The sequence below is a fragment of the Microbispora sp. NPDC046933 genome, assembly GCF_040644635.1.
In the GTDB taxonomy this organism is placed as follows: Bacteria; Actinomycetota; Actinomycetes; order Streptosporangiales; family Streptosporangiaceae; genus Microbispora.
Genome location: NZ_JBEYWW010000006.1, coordinates 190,381 through 207,917 on the forward strand (window position 1 = coordinate 190,381; position 17,537 = coordinate 207,917).

Annotated in this window: 20 protein-coding genes; 16 read left to right on the forward strand and 4 right to left on the reverse strand. The window is 69.7% G+C overall.

Annotated elements, in window-relative coordinates:
- Window positions 1–4 precede the first annotated feature (4 nt).
- The 6 genes from ABZ857_RS10560 (at window position 5) to ABZ857_RS10585 (ending at window position 4,828) form a co-directional block, all read left to right on the forward strand.
- Entirely contained in the window at window positions 5–829 is an 825-nt protein-coding gene (locus ABZ857_RS10560; protein WP_357040699.1) for an alpha/beta hydrolase, read from the forward strand.
- A 496-nt stretch (window positions 830–1,325) separates the two neighbouring features.
- Window positions 1,326–1,682, forward strand: a complete 357-nt coding sequence (locus ABZ857_RS10565) for a BlaI/MecI/CopY family transcriptional regulator (protein ID WP_357040702.1) — start codon at window positions 1,326–1,328, stop codon at window positions 1,680–1,682.
- Window positions 1,679–2,626, forward strand: coding sequence for a M56 family metallopeptidase (locus ABZ857_RS10570; RefSeq protein WP_357040705.1), 948 nt, complete (start codon window positions 1,679–1,681; stop codon window positions 2,624–2,626). Before ABZ857_RS10565 ends, ABZ857_RS10570 begins: the two co-directional genes overlap by 4 nt.
- Window positions 2,627–2,838: 212 nt before the next feature.
- Window positions 2,839–3,174, forward strand: a complete 336-nt coding sequence (locus ABZ857_RS10575; protein WP_357040708.1) for a metalloregulator ArsR/SmtB family transcription factor — start codon at window positions 2,839–2,841, stop codon at window positions 3,172–3,174.
- On the forward strand, window positions 3,174–3,878 hold the full coding sequence (locus ABZ857_RS10580; RefSeq protein WP_357040711.1) for a cation transporter: 705 nt from the start codon (window positions 3,174–3,176) through the stop codon (window positions 3,876–3,878). The genes ABZ857_RS10575 and ABZ857_RS10580 overlap by 1 nt, the downstream gene beginning before the upstream one ends.
- A 74-nt stretch (window positions 3,879–3,952) precedes the next feature.
- Complete coding sequence (locus tag ABZ857_RS10585) at window positions 3,953–4,828, forward strand: hypothetical protein (protein ID WP_357040715.1); 876 nt, start codon at window positions 3,953–3,955, stop codon at window positions 4,826–4,828.
- 523 nt (window positions 4,829–5,351) lie between these two features.
- On the opposite strand, the gene ABZ857_RS10590 is transcribed toward ABZ857_RS10585, so the two are convergent.
- The gene (locus ABZ857_RS10590) at window positions 5,352–5,534 is read right to left on the reverse strand and encodes a hypothetical protein (protein WP_357040719.1); all 183 of its coding nucleotides are present in this window, start codon (window positions 5,532–5,534) and stop codon (window positions 5,352–5,354) included.
- 270 nt (window positions 5,535–5,804) lie between these two features.
- Here ABZ857_RS10590 and ABZ857_RS10595 point away from each other — a divergent pair, with 270 nt between their 5' ends.
- A complete protein-coding gene (locus ABZ857_RS10595; protein WP_357040722.1) occupies window positions 5,805–7,241 on the forward strand; it encodes a carboxylesterase family protein in 1,437 nt (478 codons plus the stop codon).
- Window positions 7,242–7,520: 279 nt separating this feature from the next.
- Window positions 7,521–8,540, forward strand: a complete 1,020-nt coding sequence (locus tag ABZ857_RS10600) for a zinc-binding dehydrogenase (RefSeq protein WP_357040725.1) — start codon at window positions 7,521–7,523, stop codon at window positions 8,538–8,540.
- Window positions 8,541–8,570: 30 nt separating this feature from the next.
- Here ABZ857_RS10600 and ABZ857_RS10605 read toward each other — a convergent pair whose 3' ends face one another.
- Window positions 8,571–9,401 (reverse strand): AraC family transcriptional regulator, encoded by an 831-nt coding sequence (locus ABZ857_RS10605; protein ID WP_357040728.1) that lies wholly within the window; start codon window positions 9,399–9,401, stop codon window positions 8,571–8,573.
- A 232-nt stretch (window positions 9,402–9,633) separates the two neighbouring features.
- Here ABZ857_RS10605 and ABZ857_RS10610 point away from each other — a divergent pair, with 232 nt between their 5' ends.
- Window positions 9,634–10,029 carry an MmcQ/YjbR family DNA-binding protein gene (locus tag ABZ857_RS10610; RefSeq protein WP_357040731.1) on the forward strand — a complete coding sequence of 132 codons (396 nt, stop codon included), beginning with the start codon at window positions 9,634–9,636 and terminating at the stop codon, window positions 10,027–10,029.
- Entirely contained in the window at window positions 10,026–10,394 is a 369-nt protein-coding gene (locus ABZ857_RS10615; RefSeq protein ID WP_357040734.1) for an MmcQ/YjbR family DNA-binding protein, read from the forward strand. The genes ABZ857_RS10610 and ABZ857_RS10615 overlap by 4 nt, the downstream gene beginning before the upstream one ends.
- Here the strand turns inward: ABZ857_RS10615 and ABZ857_RS10620 are convergent.
- Window positions 10,340–11,227, reverse strand: coding sequence for a hypothetical protein (locus ABZ857_RS10620; protein ID WP_357040737.1), 888 nt, complete (start codon window positions 11,225–11,227; stop codon window positions 10,340–10,342). The genes ABZ857_RS10615 and ABZ857_RS10620 overlap by 55 nt on opposite strands.
- 592 nt (window positions 11,228–11,819) lie before the next feature.
- Between ABZ857_RS10620 and ABZ857_RS10625 the strand changes: the two genes are divergently transcribed.
- Complete coding sequence (locus ABZ857_RS10625) at window positions 11,820–12,521, forward strand: DivIVA domain-containing protein (protein ID WP_357040740.1); 702 nt, start codon at window positions 11,820–11,822, stop codon at window positions 12,519–12,521.
- Window positions 12,522–12,862: 341 nt separating this feature from the next.
- The gene (locus ABZ857_RS10630; protein ID WP_357040743.1) at window positions 12,863–13,930 is read left to right on the forward strand and encodes a hypothetical protein; all 1,068 of its coding nucleotides are present in this window, start codon (window positions 12,863–12,865) and stop codon (window positions 13,928–13,930) included.
- Between the two features lie 77 nt (window positions 13,931–14,007).
- Here the strand turns inward: ABZ857_RS10630 and ABZ857_RS10635 are convergent, their stop codons facing one another.
- Window positions 14,008–14,160 carry a hypothetical protein gene (locus ABZ857_RS10635; protein WP_357040746.1) on the reverse strand — a complete coding sequence of 51 codons (153 nt, stop codon included), beginning with the start codon at window positions 14,158–14,160 and terminating at the stop codon, window positions 14,008–14,010.
- A gap of 15 nt (window positions 14,161–14,175) precedes the next feature.
- On the opposite strand from ABZ857_RS10635, the gene ABZ857_RS10640 reads away from it, so the two are divergent.
- From ABZ857_RS10640 to ABZ857_RS10655, 4 genes are read left to right on the forward strand one after another with little or no spacing between them, the layout of a single operon-like run.
- The gene (locus ABZ857_RS10640; RefSeq protein WP_357040749.1) at window positions 14,176–15,159 is read left to right on the forward strand and encodes a cation diffusion facilitator family transporter; all 984 of its coding nucleotides are present in this window, start codon (window positions 14,176–14,178) and stop codon (window positions 15,157–15,159) included.
- A 44-nt stretch (window positions 15,160–15,203) separates the two neighbouring features.
- Complete coding sequence (locus ABZ857_RS10645; protein WP_357040751.1) at window positions 15,204–16,046, forward strand: transporter substrate-binding domain-containing protein; 843 nt, start codon at window positions 15,204–15,206, stop codon at window positions 16,044–16,046.
- Window positions 16,046–16,693 (forward strand): amino acid ABC transporter permease, encoded by a 648-nt coding sequence (locus ABZ857_RS10650; RefSeq protein WP_357040754.1) that lies wholly within the window; start codon window positions 16,046–16,048, stop codon window positions 16,691–16,693. Before ABZ857_RS10645 ends, ABZ857_RS10650 begins: the two co-directional genes overlap by 1 nt.
- Entirely contained in the window at window positions 16,690–17,487 is a 798-nt protein-coding gene (locus ABZ857_RS10655) for an amino acid ABC transporter ATP-binding protein (protein ID WP_357040757.1), read from the forward strand. Before ABZ857_RS10650 ends, ABZ857_RS10655 begins: the two co-directional genes overlap by 4 nt.
- Window positions 17,488–17,537: the final 50 nt, after the last annotated feature.

Genomic DNA, 17,537 nt, shown 5'->3' on the forward strand with positions numbered 1-17,537 from the left:
GGACATGAGCACACATCGCATCTGGCACACCTCGCGTGGGCACGGGTTCCCGATCGTGATGATCCACGGCTACACCGTGGATCACAGACTTCTGCTGCCACTGGAGCCGGCGTTCGAGGAGCGCCCCGGATACCGCAGGCTCTATCTCGATCTTCCCGGGCACGGCAAGAGCCCGCGACTGCCGGGACGAACCACAGCCTCCTCGCTGACGGACGCGGTGTGCGAATGGATAGTCGCGGCACTGGGCGACGAGCCCTTCGCAGTGGTGGGCCAGTCGTTCGGCGGTCAGATCGCGCGAGAGGTCACCGCCCGTCTGCGCGAACAGGTCACCGGCATGGCACTTCTCGCACCCGTCGTGAAGTGGGGCGCGCAACGCCGCCTCCCTGAGCAGACGATCCTCGGACGCGACACTGCGTTCCTCCGCGGACTGCCAGACCCGGAACGGGAGGTCTTCGGCCTCGTGATGGCTCAGCTTGACCGAGAACGCTGGGACGCGTTCAGCGAGCATCTCCTTCCCGGTTGGCGTCTTCACGACCGCGAGGCGGCCGCCGAACTCGAATCGGACTTCCTCCTGCCCGCTGCTCCCGAGGAACAGCGCCAAACGCACCGAGGTCCGCATCTGCTCGTGACAGCACGTCAGGATGCCGTTGTCGGCTGGCGCGACCAGCTCTCGCTCATGGACCACTACCCGCACATGGCCACCGCCGTCATCGATGGCTCGGGCCACAACCCGCAGATCGAGACACCCGACACCGTGCTGGGGCTCTTCGTTGAGTGGCTGATCAGACTCGAGCGGAGCGGACTCGGTCACGCGATCCAGAGCCGCTAACGGCCAGTGCAGGACCGGGGCTCGCTGTGGGGTTGACCCCACAGCTCGGCCTGGGGGCGGCGACCCGTGATGTCGGAGGTGCCTCGACAGTCTTGAACGCGCGTTGTCAGCAGACTGAAGCCAGGAAGCCAGGCAGGCGGAAGCCGGACGAGACATCGCGAGCCGCGGCCCCTCTCAGGCGCCCGAGACGTTGCCGCTCCGGTGGCCGTGAGCCTTTCCTGTCCGCGCCGTCTGGCCGGACCTGAGGCCCGCGACGTCTCCGCGGCCGGTACGCTGCTCGCCGCGCATCCGGTGAACGCCTGACCCGCACTCCGCGGGCAGTTCCGGAGCGTACGGGGAGGAGGAGCGAAGCTCTGACCGAGCCGGTAAAACCGCCACCTGGATATCCCCGGTGACCGGCGTCGCCCCTCGGGCTGACAATCTGCTGTGTCCGGATGCCGCCTGGTCACCTTCTACTCTCAGTAGAGAGTCATCGGCGTGACAGAGAGGCGGGACGGTGCGACTCGGCAACCTGGAGCGATCAATCATGGAGGCCCTGTGGAGCCACCCGGAGGGGATGTTCGCTCAGGATCTGGCCGGCAGCCTTCCTTCCCGGCCGGCGGCCACAACGGTGCTGACCGTTCTCGTACGGCTGTCCCGCAAAGGTCTGGTCTCGAGGGAGCGGCAGGGACGAGCGCACCTGTACAAGGCCAGTGCGGGTAAGGACGCCTTCGTGGCCGAGACCATGCGCGCCGCCCTCGACGAGGCCGGTGATCTGGAGGCTGCCGTGAGCCGGTTCGTCGGCACGGTTTCCCCGGAAGTGGCCGCGGCCCTCCGCGAGGCGCTCAACGAACGAGACGAGGCTCCTCGATGAGCCTGTGGCTGCTCGCGGCAGGCGTCGCGTTGGTGCCCGTTGTGTTCGGAGGTCGGGTCTCCGCGCGGCTGGCCGCGGCGCAGTGGACCCGCCGATGCCCCAGAGCCGCCTTGGCGCTGTGGCAGGCCATCGGCCTGGCCGGCGGGCTCGGAGCGGTGGGGGTGGGGCTGGTCGCCTCGGTTGCGCCGTTGGCCGCCGTCTTTCCACACGGTATGCACACCCTTATCGGTCAGGTCCTCGATGGACCCGGGCTGACCGGGCTCGGCCCGGCCCAGCTCGTCGCCCTCGCCTGGTCACTGGGCGTGCTCGCATGGCTGATCGCGCACACCGTCAGGGTGACTGTGAGAACGGCCGCCGAGCAGCGGCGGCAGCGCTTGCTGATCGACGTGGTGGCCGATCATTTCCCCGTTCATGACGCCTACGTACTGCCCACCGCGGAACGTGTCGCCTACTGCGTTCCCGGGCGGCGCGCCCGTATCGTGCTCAGCCGAGGAACCCTCGACCTGCTGGAGCGGCAGGAGTTGCTGGCAGTCCTCGGACATGAACGAGCGCACGCCCGGGGCAGGCACGATCTGATCCTCCTGCCGTTCATCGCCTTGGCCAACGCATTTCCCCGGCTCCCGGCGGCGCGGACGGCTCGGCAGGTCGTTCCCGTCCTGCTGGAGATGCTCGCGGATGACCAGGCCCGTCGGCTGCACGGGGAACTGCCGCTGGCTCGCGCCCTGCTGCGGATGGCCACGCCACGAACGGGCTCCTCCGAGGTCGGCGTGCTCGCTCTGGCCGACACCGCGGTCGCTCATCGTCTCGAACGGCTTCTCCCTGGCGCGGATGAGCGGTCGCGGTGGATTCCCGCCGTTGCCTATTCAGCCGCCAGCCTGCTCCTCAGCGGGCCTACGGCCGTGTTGATCGCACCGTTGCTGTGCGTCGTCATCCGGCCCGGATGACCGTGCGAGCCGCATCGCACCGCCAGGACAAGCAGGACCATCGCGGTCACCGGCCCACCACCCGAGCGAGAACGCCCGTCCGCTGAAGCCGTTCATCCCGTACGGCCGGTGCGGAAGCGATGGATCCAGGCCCCATGCCGAAGGCCAAGTGGCCTCCCCGAGCTCTTGAATACATGGATTCCTGAATTCAGGGTTCCGTGTACTGTTGAGGAGTGTTCACCATCGCCTCTGACGTGGAAGTGCTCGCCCGCTTCGGCCGCGCCTTGGCCGACCCCATTCGCTGCCGGATCCTGATCGCGCTTCGCGAGGCGCCGGCCTACCCGGCCGACCTGGCCGACCTCCTCGGCGTCTCCCGCACCCGCCTGAGCAACCACCTGGCCTGCCTGCGCGACTGCGGCCTGGTGGTGGCCCTTCCCGACGGCCGGAGAACCCGCTATGAACTGGCCGACGAGAGGCTCGGCCACGCGCTGGACGACCTACGCACTGCTGTGATCGCCGTGGCCGCCGAGCGGACCTGCGTGGACGCGGACAAGAAGGATTGCTGCTGATGGCCGGCATCTCGCTCGGCCCCACCCCAGCCCGGCGAGAGCGGCTGCGGCGGCGCGTCCGGCTGCTGGTGACCGCGACCATCACCTACAACGTCGTCGAGGCCGTCGTCGCCATCGCCGCCGGCACCGTCGCCTCATCGGCGGCGTTGATCGGGTTCGGCCTGGATTCCGTGGTGGAGGTCGCCTCGGCTGCCGCGGTCGCCTGGCAGTTCTCGGGGCCTGACCACGAGAAGCGGGAACGGGCGGCGCTGAGGGTCATCGCGATCTCCTTCTTCGCCCTGGCCGCCTACGTCACCGTCGACGCCGTGCGCTCCCTGCTGGGCGCCGGCGAGGCCGATCACTCCACACCGGGTCTGGTGCTGGCCGCCGTTTCCCTGGTCGTCATGCCGGCGCTGTCGGCCGCACAGCGCCGCGCCGGCCGCGAGCTCGGCTCGGCCTCCGCGGTGGCCGACTCCAAGCAGACCCTGCTGTGCACGTACCTGTCTGCGGTGCTGCTGATCGGGCTGGCTCTCAACGGCCTCTTCGGGTGGTCCTGGGCCGACCCGATCGCCGCCCTGGTCATCGCCGCGGTCGCGATCAAGGAAGGTCGCGAGGCTTGGCGCGGAGACGCCTGCTGTGCGACGCCGGCTATCGGCGCCGACGAACCACGTGGCGCCGCCTCATGTTCCGATGGGTGCTGCGCAGACGAGGAGGAATCCGGCTGACGACCGGCACTGGGCGAGCTCAGACGCCGGGGCCAGCCGGCGGCTGGCCGTAGGCCCTCGAGGAGGGTCGGATTTTGGCGCTACGCCGGAGGGGGCTTGCATTCGGTACCCAGGAGACCCGCGCCTGCTCGGCTGAACTGTCCGAGGGCGCGGTCGACCGGGACGCGTACGTGTTGTGCGTGCTGGAGCAGCTGCGCCGCAGGGATGTGTTCGCCGCCCTGTCGGCGCGGTGGGTCGATCCGCGGGCGCAGCTGCTGGATGGGGCCGCCTGGCAGGCGGTCCGCGCCGACATCCTCGCCGGGCTCGGTCTGGCCGCGCCGGTGCAGACGCACCTGGCCGAGCTGGCCGGCCCGCAGGCGAGCGTGCGGCTGGTGCCCACCGACGAGGGGCGGGTGAAGCTGGCGGTGGGCCGGCCGGAGGCGGCCGGCGAGAGCGAGTCGCTCAAGAGCCTGCGCGCCACCGTGGCGGCCATGCTGCCCCGGGTGGATCTGCCCGAGCTGCTGCTGGAGATCACCCACCTCGCCCTGGCGTCCCACCGGCTGCCCGACACCGGCGAAGTAGTGCCACTGCTGCAGATCGTCCCGTCGAAGAGCAACGAGGAACGGCTGCTGCTGGTGACCCCGGAGCTGGCGAGTGTCCTGGCTGCGGTGATCCACCGGATCCGGGACGCCGACGGCCGGGTGCCCCCGGTCGCTCGCTACGACCCGCACGAGCGAACCACCGGGCCGCCGCTGCCGCACCTGTTCCAACGCAAGGTCGGCCGGCGACGCGAGATCATCAGCACCGAGGTCCTCTACCGGCTACTCAACGACACCCTCCACCGCGCCGGGCTCACCGCCGGCCAACCCCTGCACGACACCCCGCACGACTTCCGCCGCATGTTCGCCACCGACGCGGTGACCGGCGGACTTCCGGTGCGCATCGCCGCCAAAGATCCTCGGCCACCATAACCTCGCCACCACACACACCTACCTGGCCGTGCTCCAGGCCGACCTGATCCAGTCCTACCGCGCCTACTTCGACAGCCGGCGCGCCGACCGACCCGCCGCGCAGTATCGCGAACCGACCGAGGAGGAATGAACCGAGTTCCAGTAGCACTGACTTGCGCAAGGTCGAACTCGGCACGTGCGGCCGGCCCTACGGCACGCCCTGCGCTCACGAGCACGCCTGTGTGCGTTGCCCGCTGTTGCGCGTCGACCCCCGACAGCGGGCCCGGTTGGTTGAGATCGCCCGGAATTTCACCGACCGGATCGCGGAGGCTCGTACCAACGGCTGGCTCGGCTGGCGCGCATCAACGACCAGACCGGCCCAGTGAACATCGGCATGCCCGTCAGCCCCGGATAACCACCGCGAGCGGAGCCTGCCGCCGCGTAGCCGCGTAGCCATTACCGGGTCTTGTGCCCGAGCGTGGCCGCGACAACGGGGCGCCAGGGTTCGGTGTTCGTGCGCGGCAGGCCACGGTCGGCGTGGGGGTCAGTAGAGGTTCCACCGGCCGTATTTGCGGCGTGGCACAGGTACTTTCGCGGGGCCGTTGGCCAGCCAGGCGCCGGCGGGCCAGAACCAGGGGGATACGCGGGCGGCGAGGTCGCGTCTGATGCGCATGACGTGCCCCTCGATCCCGAGCGGCCAGGCATCCCACGGGCTGAGGTCGCGCATTCCGGCTCCCGCGTACAAAGCCCAGCGCAGGGCGATAGTGCGGCGCCGCCTGTCACCCTCCTGCAGTACGGACAGCGCAACGCGTCCGCGCCCGAGGAGAACCATCCGGGCAGCTCCGGGTGTCTCCTGGCGACTATGAGCTGTCCGCCCCCAAGGAGCCGATATGCCAGAAGCAAGCTCATCATGGATGAGTGCCGCGGATCTCACCGTGCGTGACGGCGACGCGGCAGCTCTGACGCAACACCCCTCCCTGTGCCCGAAGGAGATGCCATGACCGCCACCGCACCTACGGCCCCGACTGCACCAGGGGTGCGGTCCTGGTGGGGGATCCCGTACGCCACCGCAGAGCGGTACCGCCACCCCGTGCTCGTGGACTTCGATCCGGAGCGCCCCTACGACCGCAAGGGTGTCGCCCCGGTCCAGCCCGACAGCGGTGACTGGCTGGAGGCGGACAGCGGGATGGGCGAGGACTGCCTGAACCTGAACGTGTGGGCTCCCGAGGAGCCTGCCGGGGAGGCTCTCCCGGTGGCCGTGTACATCCATGGGGGCGGATTCGAGTACGGCGCGAACACGCAGATCACCTCGAACGCCTCCGGTCTGGCCGCATCGGGGCGCGTGGTGGGCGTGTCGATCAACTACCGGCTCGGCGCTCTGGGCGCGGTTTCGCTGTCGCAGTACGGCGGCGCTCTTGCCGAGGCCAGCAACCTCTGCCTGCAGGATGTGATCGCCGCGCTGACCTGGGTCAAGCGGAACATTTCCTATTTCGGCGGCGACCCCGACAACGTCACCGTCTTCGGTCACAGTGCCGGCGCCTATTCCACCTTCGGGCTGCTCGGCGCCTCGACGGCGGACGGTCTGTACCGGCGTCTGGCCGGGTTCTCCGCAGGGCCCTCGCGTCTCCAGCCGGCCTGGTGGGCCGAGGAGCTCGCGCACCGGTTCGTCACCGAACTCGGCGTCGCGAGCAACCCCGAGAAGCTGCTCGACCTCGATACGGCCTCCCTGGTGGCCGCCCTGCACAAGGTCACGCCGACGGACCTCGGCGTCCGCGGCGGGATGGACGCCAAGAGCCTCGGTGTCGTCCTGGACACCGGACAGCCCGGTGCGGTGTTGCACGCCCACCCCATGGACGTCCTGGCCTCGGGCGCGCACCGTGACGTCGACGTCCTGCTGAGCATGGCCAGTGACGACATGGGCTGGTGGGTGGCCAACGACCTCGACCGGTTCGACCCGCACACCGTCGACCGCGTCATCAACGAAGTCGCGGGGTGGCGCCTTCCCCGCTCCCGAGCGAAGAAGATCGTCGACGCCTACGACCAGGGCGGCCGAACTCCGGCCGAGGTCCGCGCCGCGCTCCTGGCGGACTACGTCTTCGGGCTCCCCGCCGCGCGCGGCGCCCTGGCCCACGCCGCCGCGGGCGGCAACGCCCACCTCCTCCTGATCGGGCCCGCCGAGGGCGCACCCGCCGTGCACGGCACCGAGATGTATGCCCTGGTCGGACAGGAGCAGCCGGGCCGCAGCGCCGAACAGGCCGAGCGTGACACGCGTATCCGCGACATTGTGCTCGACTTCGCCACCGGCGAGGGGACCCGCCTGTGGCCCGCCGTCACCGACCGGCCCACCTCGGGAAGCGTCGGCGCCCCTCCCTTCGAGGCCACGGCCCACTATCGGGCGGCCCTCGACCTGTGGGAAGGCATCGACCGCCCCTGACGGTCATCGGGCGATAAGGGCGCGGAACGGCGCACGGCCGTCGTCGTCACCCGGCCCGGCGGCCTGGACGCACTGGAGCGAACACTGCGCGCCGCCCTGACTGCCGGGCATCCCGATCCGGGTGACCGGAGCGGCCATCGCCGGTCGAGGACGCCGCCGTAGGTGATGACCTTCACCGGGTGGAGGCGGACGACAACCTCGCCGGGCACGCCGACGCGTCTGGAGCCACGGCTGCGGGTTCACATCTCAGCGGGCGAGAACATGATAGAGGAGTTCGGTATGAGCCAGCCGACAGCAGCCGACGACGCACCGGCGACGATGCGGGCCGTCGTCGTCACCCGGCCCGGCGGCCTGGACGCACTGGAGATCAAGGACGTGCCGGTGCCCGTACGCGCGCCAGGCTGGGTGCGGATCAAGGTGAAGGCGTTCGGCGTCAACGAGTCCGAGGTCACCACCCGCAAGGGCGAGTCGGACCCGGAGGTCACCTACCCCCGTATCCCCGGCATCGAGGGCGTCGGCGTGGTCGACCAGGCCGACGAGGACAGCGGGCTGCAACCGGGCCAGCAGGTGGCGACCATGATGGGCGGCATGGGCCGCTCGTACGACGGTGCCTACGCCCAGTACGTGACCGTCCCCGCCGGGCAGGTCATCCCGTTCGAGACCAGCTTGCCGTGGGACGTGGTCGGCGCCCTGCCGGAAATGTTCCAGACCGCGTACGGCTCGCTGACCCGCGGCCTGGACCTGAAGGCCGGGCAGACGCTGCTGATCCGCGGCGGCACCTCCACAGTGGGTCTGAGTGCGGCGACGATGGCCAAGGAGATGGGCGCCACCGTCATCTCCACCACGCGGCACGCCAACCGTGCCGGCGAGCTGCGGGCGATGGGTGTCGACCACCCGGTCGTGGACGACGGGCGCCTCGCCGAGAAGGTTCGCGACCTCGTGCCGCAGGGCGTCGACGCGGCGCTGGAGCTGGTGGGCTGCACGGTCCTGCCGGACACCTTCGGATGCGTGCGGGTGCACGGCACCGTGTGCTTCACCGGCGCTCTGGCGGGGGGTTGGTCCATCCCCGACTTCAGCCCGTTCCTGATCCCCAGCGGGGTGCGGCTGACCAGCTACGCGGGCCAGGCCGCCGACCTGCCGTCCGACGTCTTCGCCCGCCAGCTCCGGGCCCTCGCCGAAGGGCGCCTCATGGCCCCCGTCGCGAAGGTCTACCACGGCCTGGAACAGGTCCGTGACGCCCAGGCCGACGTCGAGTCCGGCGCCATCCCGGGCAAGCACGTCGTTGTCCTGAACGACTGAGCGGCGAGCGTTCGGAGCGCCGCGCTCGGCTCACGGATCGGTCGTAAGTGCGCGGGCCGCGAAGGCGGCTGGGGTGAGACCGGTGCGGTCGCGGAAGAAGCGGCCGAAGTTCGCGGGATCGGTGAAGCCGAGGTGGGCGGCCACGCTCCGGGCGTCCCACTGCGCATATCCCAGCAGGCGCCGGGCTTCAAGGAGGCGTCGCTCGTCGATCAGGTCACGCACCCCTTTGCCCGTGGCGTTTCGAGCGGCGCGGCTGAGGGTGCGGACCGAGCAGCCGAGCAGCTCGGCGTAGTCCGCGGCCTGGTGCAGTTCGCGGAAGTACAGCTCCAGGGCGTCCGCGAACCGACCGTAGGTATCACCATGGCCCGTGCCGGTCGTCGCCGCACCCGTGGGGGTGATGCCGGCGGCGTTGGCGAGGCGCAGCAGCAGCGATTCGAGCAGGCTGCGCCGCAGGGCATGGTGGACATCGAGGGGACGACGTCCAAGCGCCCGGTGTTCGTCAAGGAGCTGGAGGGCCGTCTGCTGCAGCCAGGCGGCGTCGTCGGGGTGCGGGCTCAGCACGGCGGGGGCATCGTGCGCGGTGAGCGGGGCCAGGAGGCGGGCGGTGCCGGGTGTCAGTACGTCCGGTTCGAACAGGATGAACGGGCCGCGGGCGGTGCCGGGTGGATGCCAGCACTGCACGTGTCCGGGACGCACCCACAGCCACTGGCCGGGGGCGATGGTCCGCGTGACGTGGTCGACGTCGTGCCGCAACTCGCCGGCGGTGACCAGGATCAGGTAGTGGAAGGTGGCGCGGCCCGGGCGGGGCGGATTCCACGGCCAGTCGTCGTGCTGGGCGAAGAAGTCCTCGACGGTAATCACCTCAAGGCCGTACGGAGTGCCGACCGGGGGCTGGAAACCGTACAGCGGGACTGCAGCAGGTCCGGCCTGCCCGCCCGGCCCGGGGTGTCGTCTGCCGACCATCACGTGTCCGCAGTCTACCGCCTGATGTGCCGCTTTCCCGGAAAGGATGGGGGTGCCGCCGCGACCGCGCGGCGCGCTGTTCGCGTCCTTCGGCGCCCAGCCCGCCACCCACCCGAGGAAGGAGACGTTCATGAACGGACCGACCCTGCACAAGACCGCCGCCGACTGTGCGCGGGAACTTCCCGGAGCCCGGCTGGATCATCCCTTCGGCGACGGCTGGGAGGTCTTCAAGGTCCGCGGCAAGGTGTTCATGCTGATGACCGAGGTCCCCGGCCGCCCCGTCGTGATCCTCAAGGCGGAGCCCGGCGAGGCCCTTGCCCCGCGGGAACACAACAGCCACATCACGCCGGGCTACCACATGAACAAGAAGCACTGGATCACGCTGGAAGGCGGGGAAGGCGTCGACAAGTCACTCGTCAGGGAACTCGTCACCGAGTCCTACCGGCTCGTCGTCGCCGGCCTGCCCAAGGCCGAGCAGCCCGTCGACCCTCACACCTACGGCAGCGGCGCGCGGGCGGCCCGGTGAGCGTGGCCGGCGACCGGCTCCAGGAGACCGCCCGCCGGACGGCCCTCGCGCTGCCCGGCGTCAGCAACGGACGCCCCTTCACCTCCCAGCTCGACGTGTACAAGGTCGCGGGCAAGGTGTTCCTGATCGTCACCGACGACCCGGACGAGCAGATCATCACGGTCAAGTGCGACCCCGAACTCGCCCGTGCGTACGTGCACGGCTACGCCTCGATCACACCGGGCCGCTACCTCGACAAACGTCACTGGATCTCGCTCGGGCCGGGACCCGGCATCACCGGGCGCCTCGTCACCGACGCGGTCGAGGATTCCTACGACCTGGTCGTCGAACGGCTGCCGCGACGCGACCGTCCCGGTGCTCGATGAGCGCCGCGAGCTTCCCCGCGAGCGGCTGAGCCCTCGCTCGCCAGCGTCCCGTGCAAGGCTCGCCACGCCCCGCACACGTCCGCCACCGACCCGAGAGACCGATGGAACCGACCCTGCCGCTCTTCGACGAGAAGCCCGCCCGGCCGCTCGCCGACCGCCTGCGTCCCACCCAACTGGAAGAGGCACAACGCCGACGCGGCATCGCTTCGGGCACCTGACGCGGGTTGGGGTCGAAGGCACCGGCGTCTACGGAGCCGGGGCTCACCCGCCTGCTGCAGAGCGAGCGCATCGATGCCATCGAGATCGACCGGCCCGACCGCAAAAGCCGGATCAGGTCGTAGGCGCGCACCGTACCCATCGTCAGCGAGCCGGCCACCCCAGCATGTCTCCCCAGTGCGCGCGGATCTTGTCCAAATGTGGGTGAAGTCGGCCGGCAGACCGGTACGGTCGAACACCTCCAGCGGCAGCTCGATGAAGCCCTGCACCGTGCGGTAGCGCTTGATCAGCTCGGCTCGCCATTCGGCGGCCGCGTCATCGTGGGTCATGTGCACGAAGGCCACGATCGTCTCCACCGCCGAGGCCAGCTTCTCGCGCGGCACCACCTCCTCGATCGCCTTCCACACCTCCACCAACGACACCAGCCGATCCTCGGTCGCCTCCGGCGCCGACATCAGCACCTCCACCGCCGAGGCCATAGTGCGCGCCGCCTTGCGCAACTTGGGGAACGTGCGCAGTTGCTCGGCTTTGCCAGCCCGCTCCGCCCGGGCCAGCAGATTCGAGGTGATCAGCAGGTCCAGCACGTCCAGGGCATCATCGACCGACGAGGTCTCCAAATGCCGCACGGTGGCCAGCAGCGTGGCCGCCTGCCGATCTCGGCCACCCGATGCAGCTCCGCCACCATCACCAGGCCCGAGGCCCGCGTCGGCGCGGTACGCAACCGCTCCAGCTCCGACACTCGCCTGGGTTCCAATCGGCATCCCCACGCCTCGTTATCGGCTGATGCAATTTGTCGCCTTTGACCGGAATGATGGGCCCGGAAGGTAAAGGAATAGTTGAGCTGTTGCTCAGACGTGTAAACGAGCGGTAATTGGAAAACTACCGATCGTAAGCGCCCTCAGGGTCAGCGCCAGGGACCGACACTCGGGCAGCAGTCAATTAACGGGACAGACGGGAGATCCCAGGGTGAACACCATCCTTCCGGCCTGCAGGTGTCCGACCTTCGCAGGGCTCCCGTCCCCGGCGCCGAATGAGCGCATCGCCGGCTAAGGGAACGCCGGCTCGTCCTGCAACGAGGTCCGTCACCACTCTCCCTCGCCGGCACCCGGCTCCACCTGCCATCTCGCCCCAGACCTCAATCCACGTCGGGACGATTCTCCTCATATCGCGCAGACATTCCTTCATGCCTCCGAAATGAAAGGTTCGGTGATGCAGGCCATGGGCGACGGACACGGACACGGACATGACACAGAGGTCCTCGAAGGCGACCCCGTGCCCTTCAGCGGCCGCGATGGGGCGTCGCGGCTTCTCACCCCCAGCGACGTACGCAATCAGGTGTTCACCGTGGTCCGCCTGCGGGAGGGCTACGACCTGGCTGAGGTGGACGGCTTTCTCGGCCGGGTCGAATCGGCCCTGAGCAGGCTGCTGCGGGAGAACGAGGAGCTGAGGTCGCGGCTGAACACGGCAGCCCGCGCGGCTCTGGAGACTCCCCCATCACCGGGTGAGCGGGCGGCACGCATCGTCGAGGTGGCGGAGGAGGCGGCGGACCGCATCGTCGCCATGGCGCGCAAGGAGGCCGACGCGATTGTCACCCAGGCCCGCGAGCGCGCCGAGGGGCTGGGACGAGACACCGTGGAGCGGATGCTGGATCTGCAGCGTCAGGCGCAGAAGACCCGGCGCGAGGTCATGGAACGCCGGCTGCGGGATCTGCAGGCGCTGGTCGCGGACTTCGACAGCGTGTTGCGGCAATGCTTCCACGACCACACAGATCAGATGCTCAGGTTGCTCGACGAGCTGGAAGACCCCGGTCAGGCGGCGCATCCGCATCCTCCGCGTCACGACGCCTCTCGGAGCTCCGGCAGCAGTGACCGTTGCGTTGAGGCCGGCGCCGTTGACGTGAGTGCGGGCTGACGCACCCGGCGATCGGGCCGTGCGGCCTGCCGCCAGGAGACCTCCGGCCGGCGATCGTCGTCGCACTCGCGAGGCGACCCCCGTCCCCGCCATGCGTCACGGAGCCGCAGGGCGTCCGCCTGTTCGCTGCGCGATGTCGCGTGCCCGCTCCAACACCACTCCAACACCACTCCAACGAATTGACCTCAGGAGATGCACAGATGCCACTGACAGGTTGGCCGGGGGTTGTCGGAGCCGCACTGGAGCGGCAACCCGCGGGGCAGGAGGCGTGGGCCGCCGTGGCGCTGGTCTGCGCCTCGACCCTCGCAGGGGCATGGCTCGCCCGGCGAAACTCGGAACGGATGACGATCTGGCTCGCGATCGCCTCGGCGATGATGCTGGTCACGGCTCTCGTCGACCTGCTTCCTGACGCCTGGCACGACGCGGCGGAAAGCGGCACCCCGTTCTGGATGGTGGCGTTGGCCGCCGCCTTCGGCTTCACCGTGATCACCTATTTCACCCGAAAGGGTTGTGCCTGTCCTCATGACGAGGATCAGCCGCGTGCCGGCAGGCACGCGCCAGGTCTGCACCGGCGGGTCAAGGAGGTGGTCGGCGCGGCGCTGTACGGCGGCATGGGCACGGCGGCGGCTCTGACGTTGCACCGTGCGATCGAAGGGGCAACGCTGGCATTGACCGCATCCGCTGTGATCATTCTCGCCCTGACGGTGCACTCGGCGAGTGAAGGGCTGGCGCTGGCCGCTCTTCTCGACATGGCCAAGCAGCGGTTGAGTCCGTGGTTGGTGGTGGCCTGCCTCAGCCCTGCGGTCGGCGTGCTCACCGCCACTCTTCGGCCGCTGCCTCAGCAGTGGGTGCCGATCCTGCTCGGAGTGGTCATCGGCGTCCTGTCGCGCACGGCGATCGTCGGCATGAGGCTCGCCGGCAGCCGGCAGCGGAACGGCCGCCTCTCCAAACGGCATCTCGCGATCGCCGCCACTGTCTCCGTCACCGCCGGCGCCCTTCTGGCCGCGGCACACGCCATGCACGAGGAGGAGGAAGGCGCCCAGACAGCCGAGCGGCCCGGCAGGGCCATGGCAGCCGGCCCTGCCTCTGCCAGGCCCGTTGCTCACGTCCCCGTGGTGCAACTCACCAGATCATCTCCCGCGTCCGCGGTGTCACGATCTCGGCCTCTGACCCGAGCAGAGCTCCGGGCGGCGTTCGCCTCTGGCGGCATGTCGCCTGCCCAGGTGGTGAATCGGGAGAACTCGGTGGCGAGCCGGATTCCCGTCGCACGTCTCCTCCACGCTCTTCCTCGTCGTGATCGCTTCCGTACCGCCGCGCTCATGGCGGCAGGCGGCACCGGCAGGAAAGCCCGCGTGGGTGACCTGAGCGAGCGGCAGCGTCAGAGCCTGCTGAGGGCCTTCCGGCACTGATGCTTCTCGGCGATGGCAGGAGGAACCCCGTGCCGTCGAGCCGTCACAGGCGCTTGCAAGCCCGGCCGGGATTGGGATCAGGAGGCGTTCTCACTATGGCAGTTCCACATCACCCGGCACCGGATCAGACGGCCGATCACGAGAACCGCCACGAGCCGGGCCACAGCCATGAACACACCCACCCCCATCATGAACAGCCACATCATGAGCCTGATCACAGGCAGAGTCACGGTCGCGGGGGTAGCGTGCACCACGGCCACGCGCGCGGACACGGCCACGGACACGGGCATGGCCATGCGGTTTCGGCGAACGCGGACAAGCGGCTCCTGATCGCCGCCCTGGCGCTTCTCGTCGCGTTCATGGCGGCCGAGCTGGTCGTCGGGCTCGCCGCGCGATCCCTGGCACTCATCTCCGACGCCGGGCACATGCTCACCGACGCCGCCTCGATCGCCTTCGCCCTGGTGGCGATGGCGCTGGCCGCCCGCCCGCCACGAGGTGGATTCACCTACGGGTTCAAGCGGGCCGAGATCCTGTCGGCGCAACTCAACGGTGCGACGCTGCTGGTGCTGGCGGGGTTCTTCTTCTACGAGGCGATTCGTCGCCTCATCGTCCCGCCTGAGGTCGAAGGCGGCCTCGTGCTGGTCACCGCGCTGGCCGGCATCGTGATCAACGTCGCGGCCACCTGGCTGCTCAGCAAGGCGGATCGAAGCAGCCTGAACGTGGAGGGCGCGTTCCAGCACATCCTCAACGACCTGTTCGCGTTCATCGCCACCGCCGTGTCCGGGCTGATCGTTCTCCTTACGGGCTTCGCCCGGGCGGACGCGATCGCCACGCTGATCGTGGCGGCGCTGATGCTCAAGGCCGGGTACGGCCTCATCCGCGAGACCGGGCGGATCTTCCTCCAGGCGGCTCCCGCCGGGCTCATTCCCGCTGAGATCGGCGCGAGGCTGGCCACCCAGCCGGACGTGGCGGAGGTGCACGACCTGCACGTCTGGGAGCTCACCTCCGGCGACCTGACGCTGTCGGCGCACGTCTTCGTCCGCCCCCCGGGCGACTGCGGCGCGGTACGGCGCCGGCTGCAGGAGCTGCTCGCGAGTTCCTATGGCATCTCCCACACGACGTTGCAGGTCGACCAGGCCTCTCGATCGGCGACGGATGCCGTCGACTGCGTCGACCCCCGCCACTGCGCCGACCCGCACGGCCCCCACTACCTGTCCCCGAACGGCTGACCATGCGCACCGCGTACGGCCACAGCCGTGACAGACGGCGCCGGGTGACCCGGACGACGACCGGAATCCGCCGCAAGGCCGCCGGGTCCGTGGTTCTCCTGGTCTCGCTGCCGCTCGCCGCGTGCTCGGGAGCGGGCGCCGAGGACGTCCTGGCACGCGCTCGCGCCACCGGCTCTCTGCGGGTGGCCCTGACCCAGGCCAATCCGCCGTGGAACTTCCTCGACGACGCCGCGCAGCCGGCCGGATACGACGTGGACGTCGCCAAGGACCTCGCGAAGCGGCTGGGGATACCCCGTGTGGACTTCGTCGGAGGCATCCAGGCGGACAGGTTCGACATCGTGGTGTCCGCGCAGACCATCACGAGCAAGCGCGAGCAGCAGGTCGACTTCTCCCGCCCCTACGCGGTCAACGACGTCGCCGTCTTCGTCCGCGCGGGCACCACCGGCATCGCCGGGCCGAAGGACCTGGCCGGCAAGAGGATCGCCGTTTCCGAGGGCACCACGGAGGCCGAGTTCGCGCGGGCCTCCATTCCGGGAGCGGACCTGCGGACCTACAAGAACGCGATGCTTGGCCTGACGGACCTGTCCCAGGGCCGCGCCGACGCCGCCCTGGTCTCCCGGTTCCAGGGCGGCTACCTCGCCGCGAAGAAGGCGCTGCCGGTCCGGGCGGCGATCCCGGTGCTGCACCAGGAGGTTCTCGGCATGTCCTTCCGCAAGAAGTCCCCACGGTTCAAGGACGCCGTGAACACGGCGATCACCGCGATGCTCGCGGACGGCACCCTGTCGGCCATCTCGCGCCGCTGGTTCGGCGGCACCGACATGGCCGCCGCCGTACGCGGCCTGCCGACAGCTCAGACCACCCGACCGCCCGCGGAGAGGAGTTCCTGATGGACTTTCTCGCTCTGCCGATGCCCGCCCTGCTCCAGGGGCTGGCCGTGACGCTCCTTCTCGGCCTCGTGTCCTTCGTCCTCGGCTCCGGTCTCGGCACCCTCGTCGCGCTGGCCAGGATCTCGGCGTTCCTGCCGCTCAGACTCGCGGCCATCGGCTACGTCTCGGTGTTCCGGGGCACTCCCCTGCTCATCCAGATCATGCTGGTCTACTTCGGGCTGCCCCAGCTCGGGGTCAGGATCCCGCCCATCCCCGCCGCGATCCTGACGTTCACCCTCTACTCCGCCGCGTACCTCAGCGAGAACCTCCGCGGCGGAATCCTGGCCGTCGACAAGGGGCAGTGGGAGGCCGCCCACTCGATGGGGATGACCTACCGGCGCATACTCGGGCGGATCATCTTCCCGCAGGCGATCCGGACCGCCCTGCCCGCCATTGGCAACCGGTTCGTCGCCCTGATGAAGGACACTTCGCTCGCCTCGGTCATCACGGTCGTCGAACTCACCCGCGTGGCCGAGAGCGCGGGCAGTTCGTCGTTCCGCTACATCGAGGCCTTCGTCGTCGCCGCCATCGGCTACTGGCTCATCAACACCGCCCTGTCCCTCGGACAGACGGCGCTCGAACGGCACATGGGAAGGGCGTACGCATGACGGACAGGCTCGCGATCGACGCGCACGGACTGCACAAGCGCTTCGGCGACCTCCAGGTGCTCAAGAGCGTGGACCTCTCCGTCCACAGCGGCGAGGTCGTCGTCGTCATGGGCCCCTCGGGCTCCGGCAAGACCACCCTGCTGCGCTGCCTGAACCTCCTGGAGCAACCCGACGCCGGCATCGTCACCGTCCGCGGACGGACCGTCGACTGCTCCGTACGGGGCGCCGGGCGGGGCCAGGCACGGCTCGTCCGCGACATCCGCATCCGCACGGCGATGGTGTTCCAGCACTACAACCTCTTCCCCCACATGACGGTCCTGCAGAACGTGGTGGAGGGACCGCTGTCCGTACGACGTCTGCCGCGGCCCTACGCACAGGAAGTGGGAGAGCGGCTGCTGGAACGGGTCGGCCTCGCCGACAAGCGGGACGAGTACCCTTCGCGGCTCTCCGGGGGCCAGAAGCAGAGAGTCGCCATCGCCAGGGCGCTGGCCATGGACCCGGAGGTCGTCCTGCTCGACGAACCGACCTCTTCTCTCGACCCCGAGCTGCGGGCCGAGGTGCTGCAGGTTCTGCGAGACCTGGCCAGGAGGGGCATGACGATGGTGATCGTCACGCACGAGATCGCGTTCGCTCGCGAGGTCGCCGATCGCGTCCTGTTCATGGACAACGGTTACATCCTCGAGGAGCAGGCTCCCCAGACCTTCTTCAGCGACCCCGCCAACACCCGGGTCAGGTCCTTCCTCCGCGTGATGACCGGGCCGGAATCCCAGCCGGAGATCGAAGCGGCCGGATAACCCGGTCTGAGGGAGCCGGTGACGCCTCCGGCCGTCAGGAGAACGAACAC

Bases quoted from the DNA above. Each gene is read 5' to 3' on its own strand.
- ABZ857_RS10630 (WP_357040743.1), top strand. From the start codon at position 12,863: ATGACGATCTGGCTCGCGATCGCCTCGGCGATGATGCTGGTCACGGCT.
- ABZ857_RS10625 (WP_357040740.1), top strand. From the start codon at position 11,820: ATGCAGGCCATGGGCGACGGACACGGACACGGACATGACACAGAGGTC.
- ABZ857_RS10610 (WP_357040731.1), top strand. From the start codon at position 9,634: ATGAACGGACCGACCCTGCACAAGACCGCCGCCGACTGTGCGCGGGAA.
- ABZ857_RS10650 (WP_357040754.1), top strand. From the start codon at position 16,046: ATGGACTTTCTCGCTCTGCCGATGCCCGCCCTGCTCCAGGGGCTGGCC.
- ABZ857_RS10560 (WP_357040699.1), top strand. From the start codon at position 5: ATGAGCACACATCGCATCTGGCACACCTCGCGTGGGCACGGGTTCCCG.
- ABZ857_RS10655 (WP_357040757.1), top strand. From the start codon at position 16,690: ATGACGGACAGGCTCGCGATCGACGCGCACGGACTGCACAAGCGCTTC.
- ABZ857_RS10600 (WP_357040725.1), top strand. From the start codon at position 7,521: ATGAGCCAGCCGACAGCAGCCGACGACGCACCGGCGACGATGCGGGCC.
- ABZ857_RS10590 (WP_357040719.1), bottom strand. From the start codon at position 5,534: ATGCGCGACCTCAGCCCGTGGGATGCCTGGCCGCTCGGGATCGAGGGG.
- ABZ857_RS10595 (WP_357040722.1), top strand. From the start codon at position 5,805: ATGACCGCCACCGCACCTACGGCCCCGACTGCACCAGGGGTGCGGTCC.
- ABZ857_RS10580 (WP_357040711.1), top strand. From the start codon at position 3,174: ATGGCCGGCATCTCGCTCGGCCCCACCCCAGCCCGGCGAGAGCGGCTG.
- ABZ857_RS10570 (WP_357040705.1), top strand. From the start codon at position 1,679: ATGAGCCTGTGGCTGCTCGCGGCAGGCGTCGCGTTGGTGCCCGTTGTG.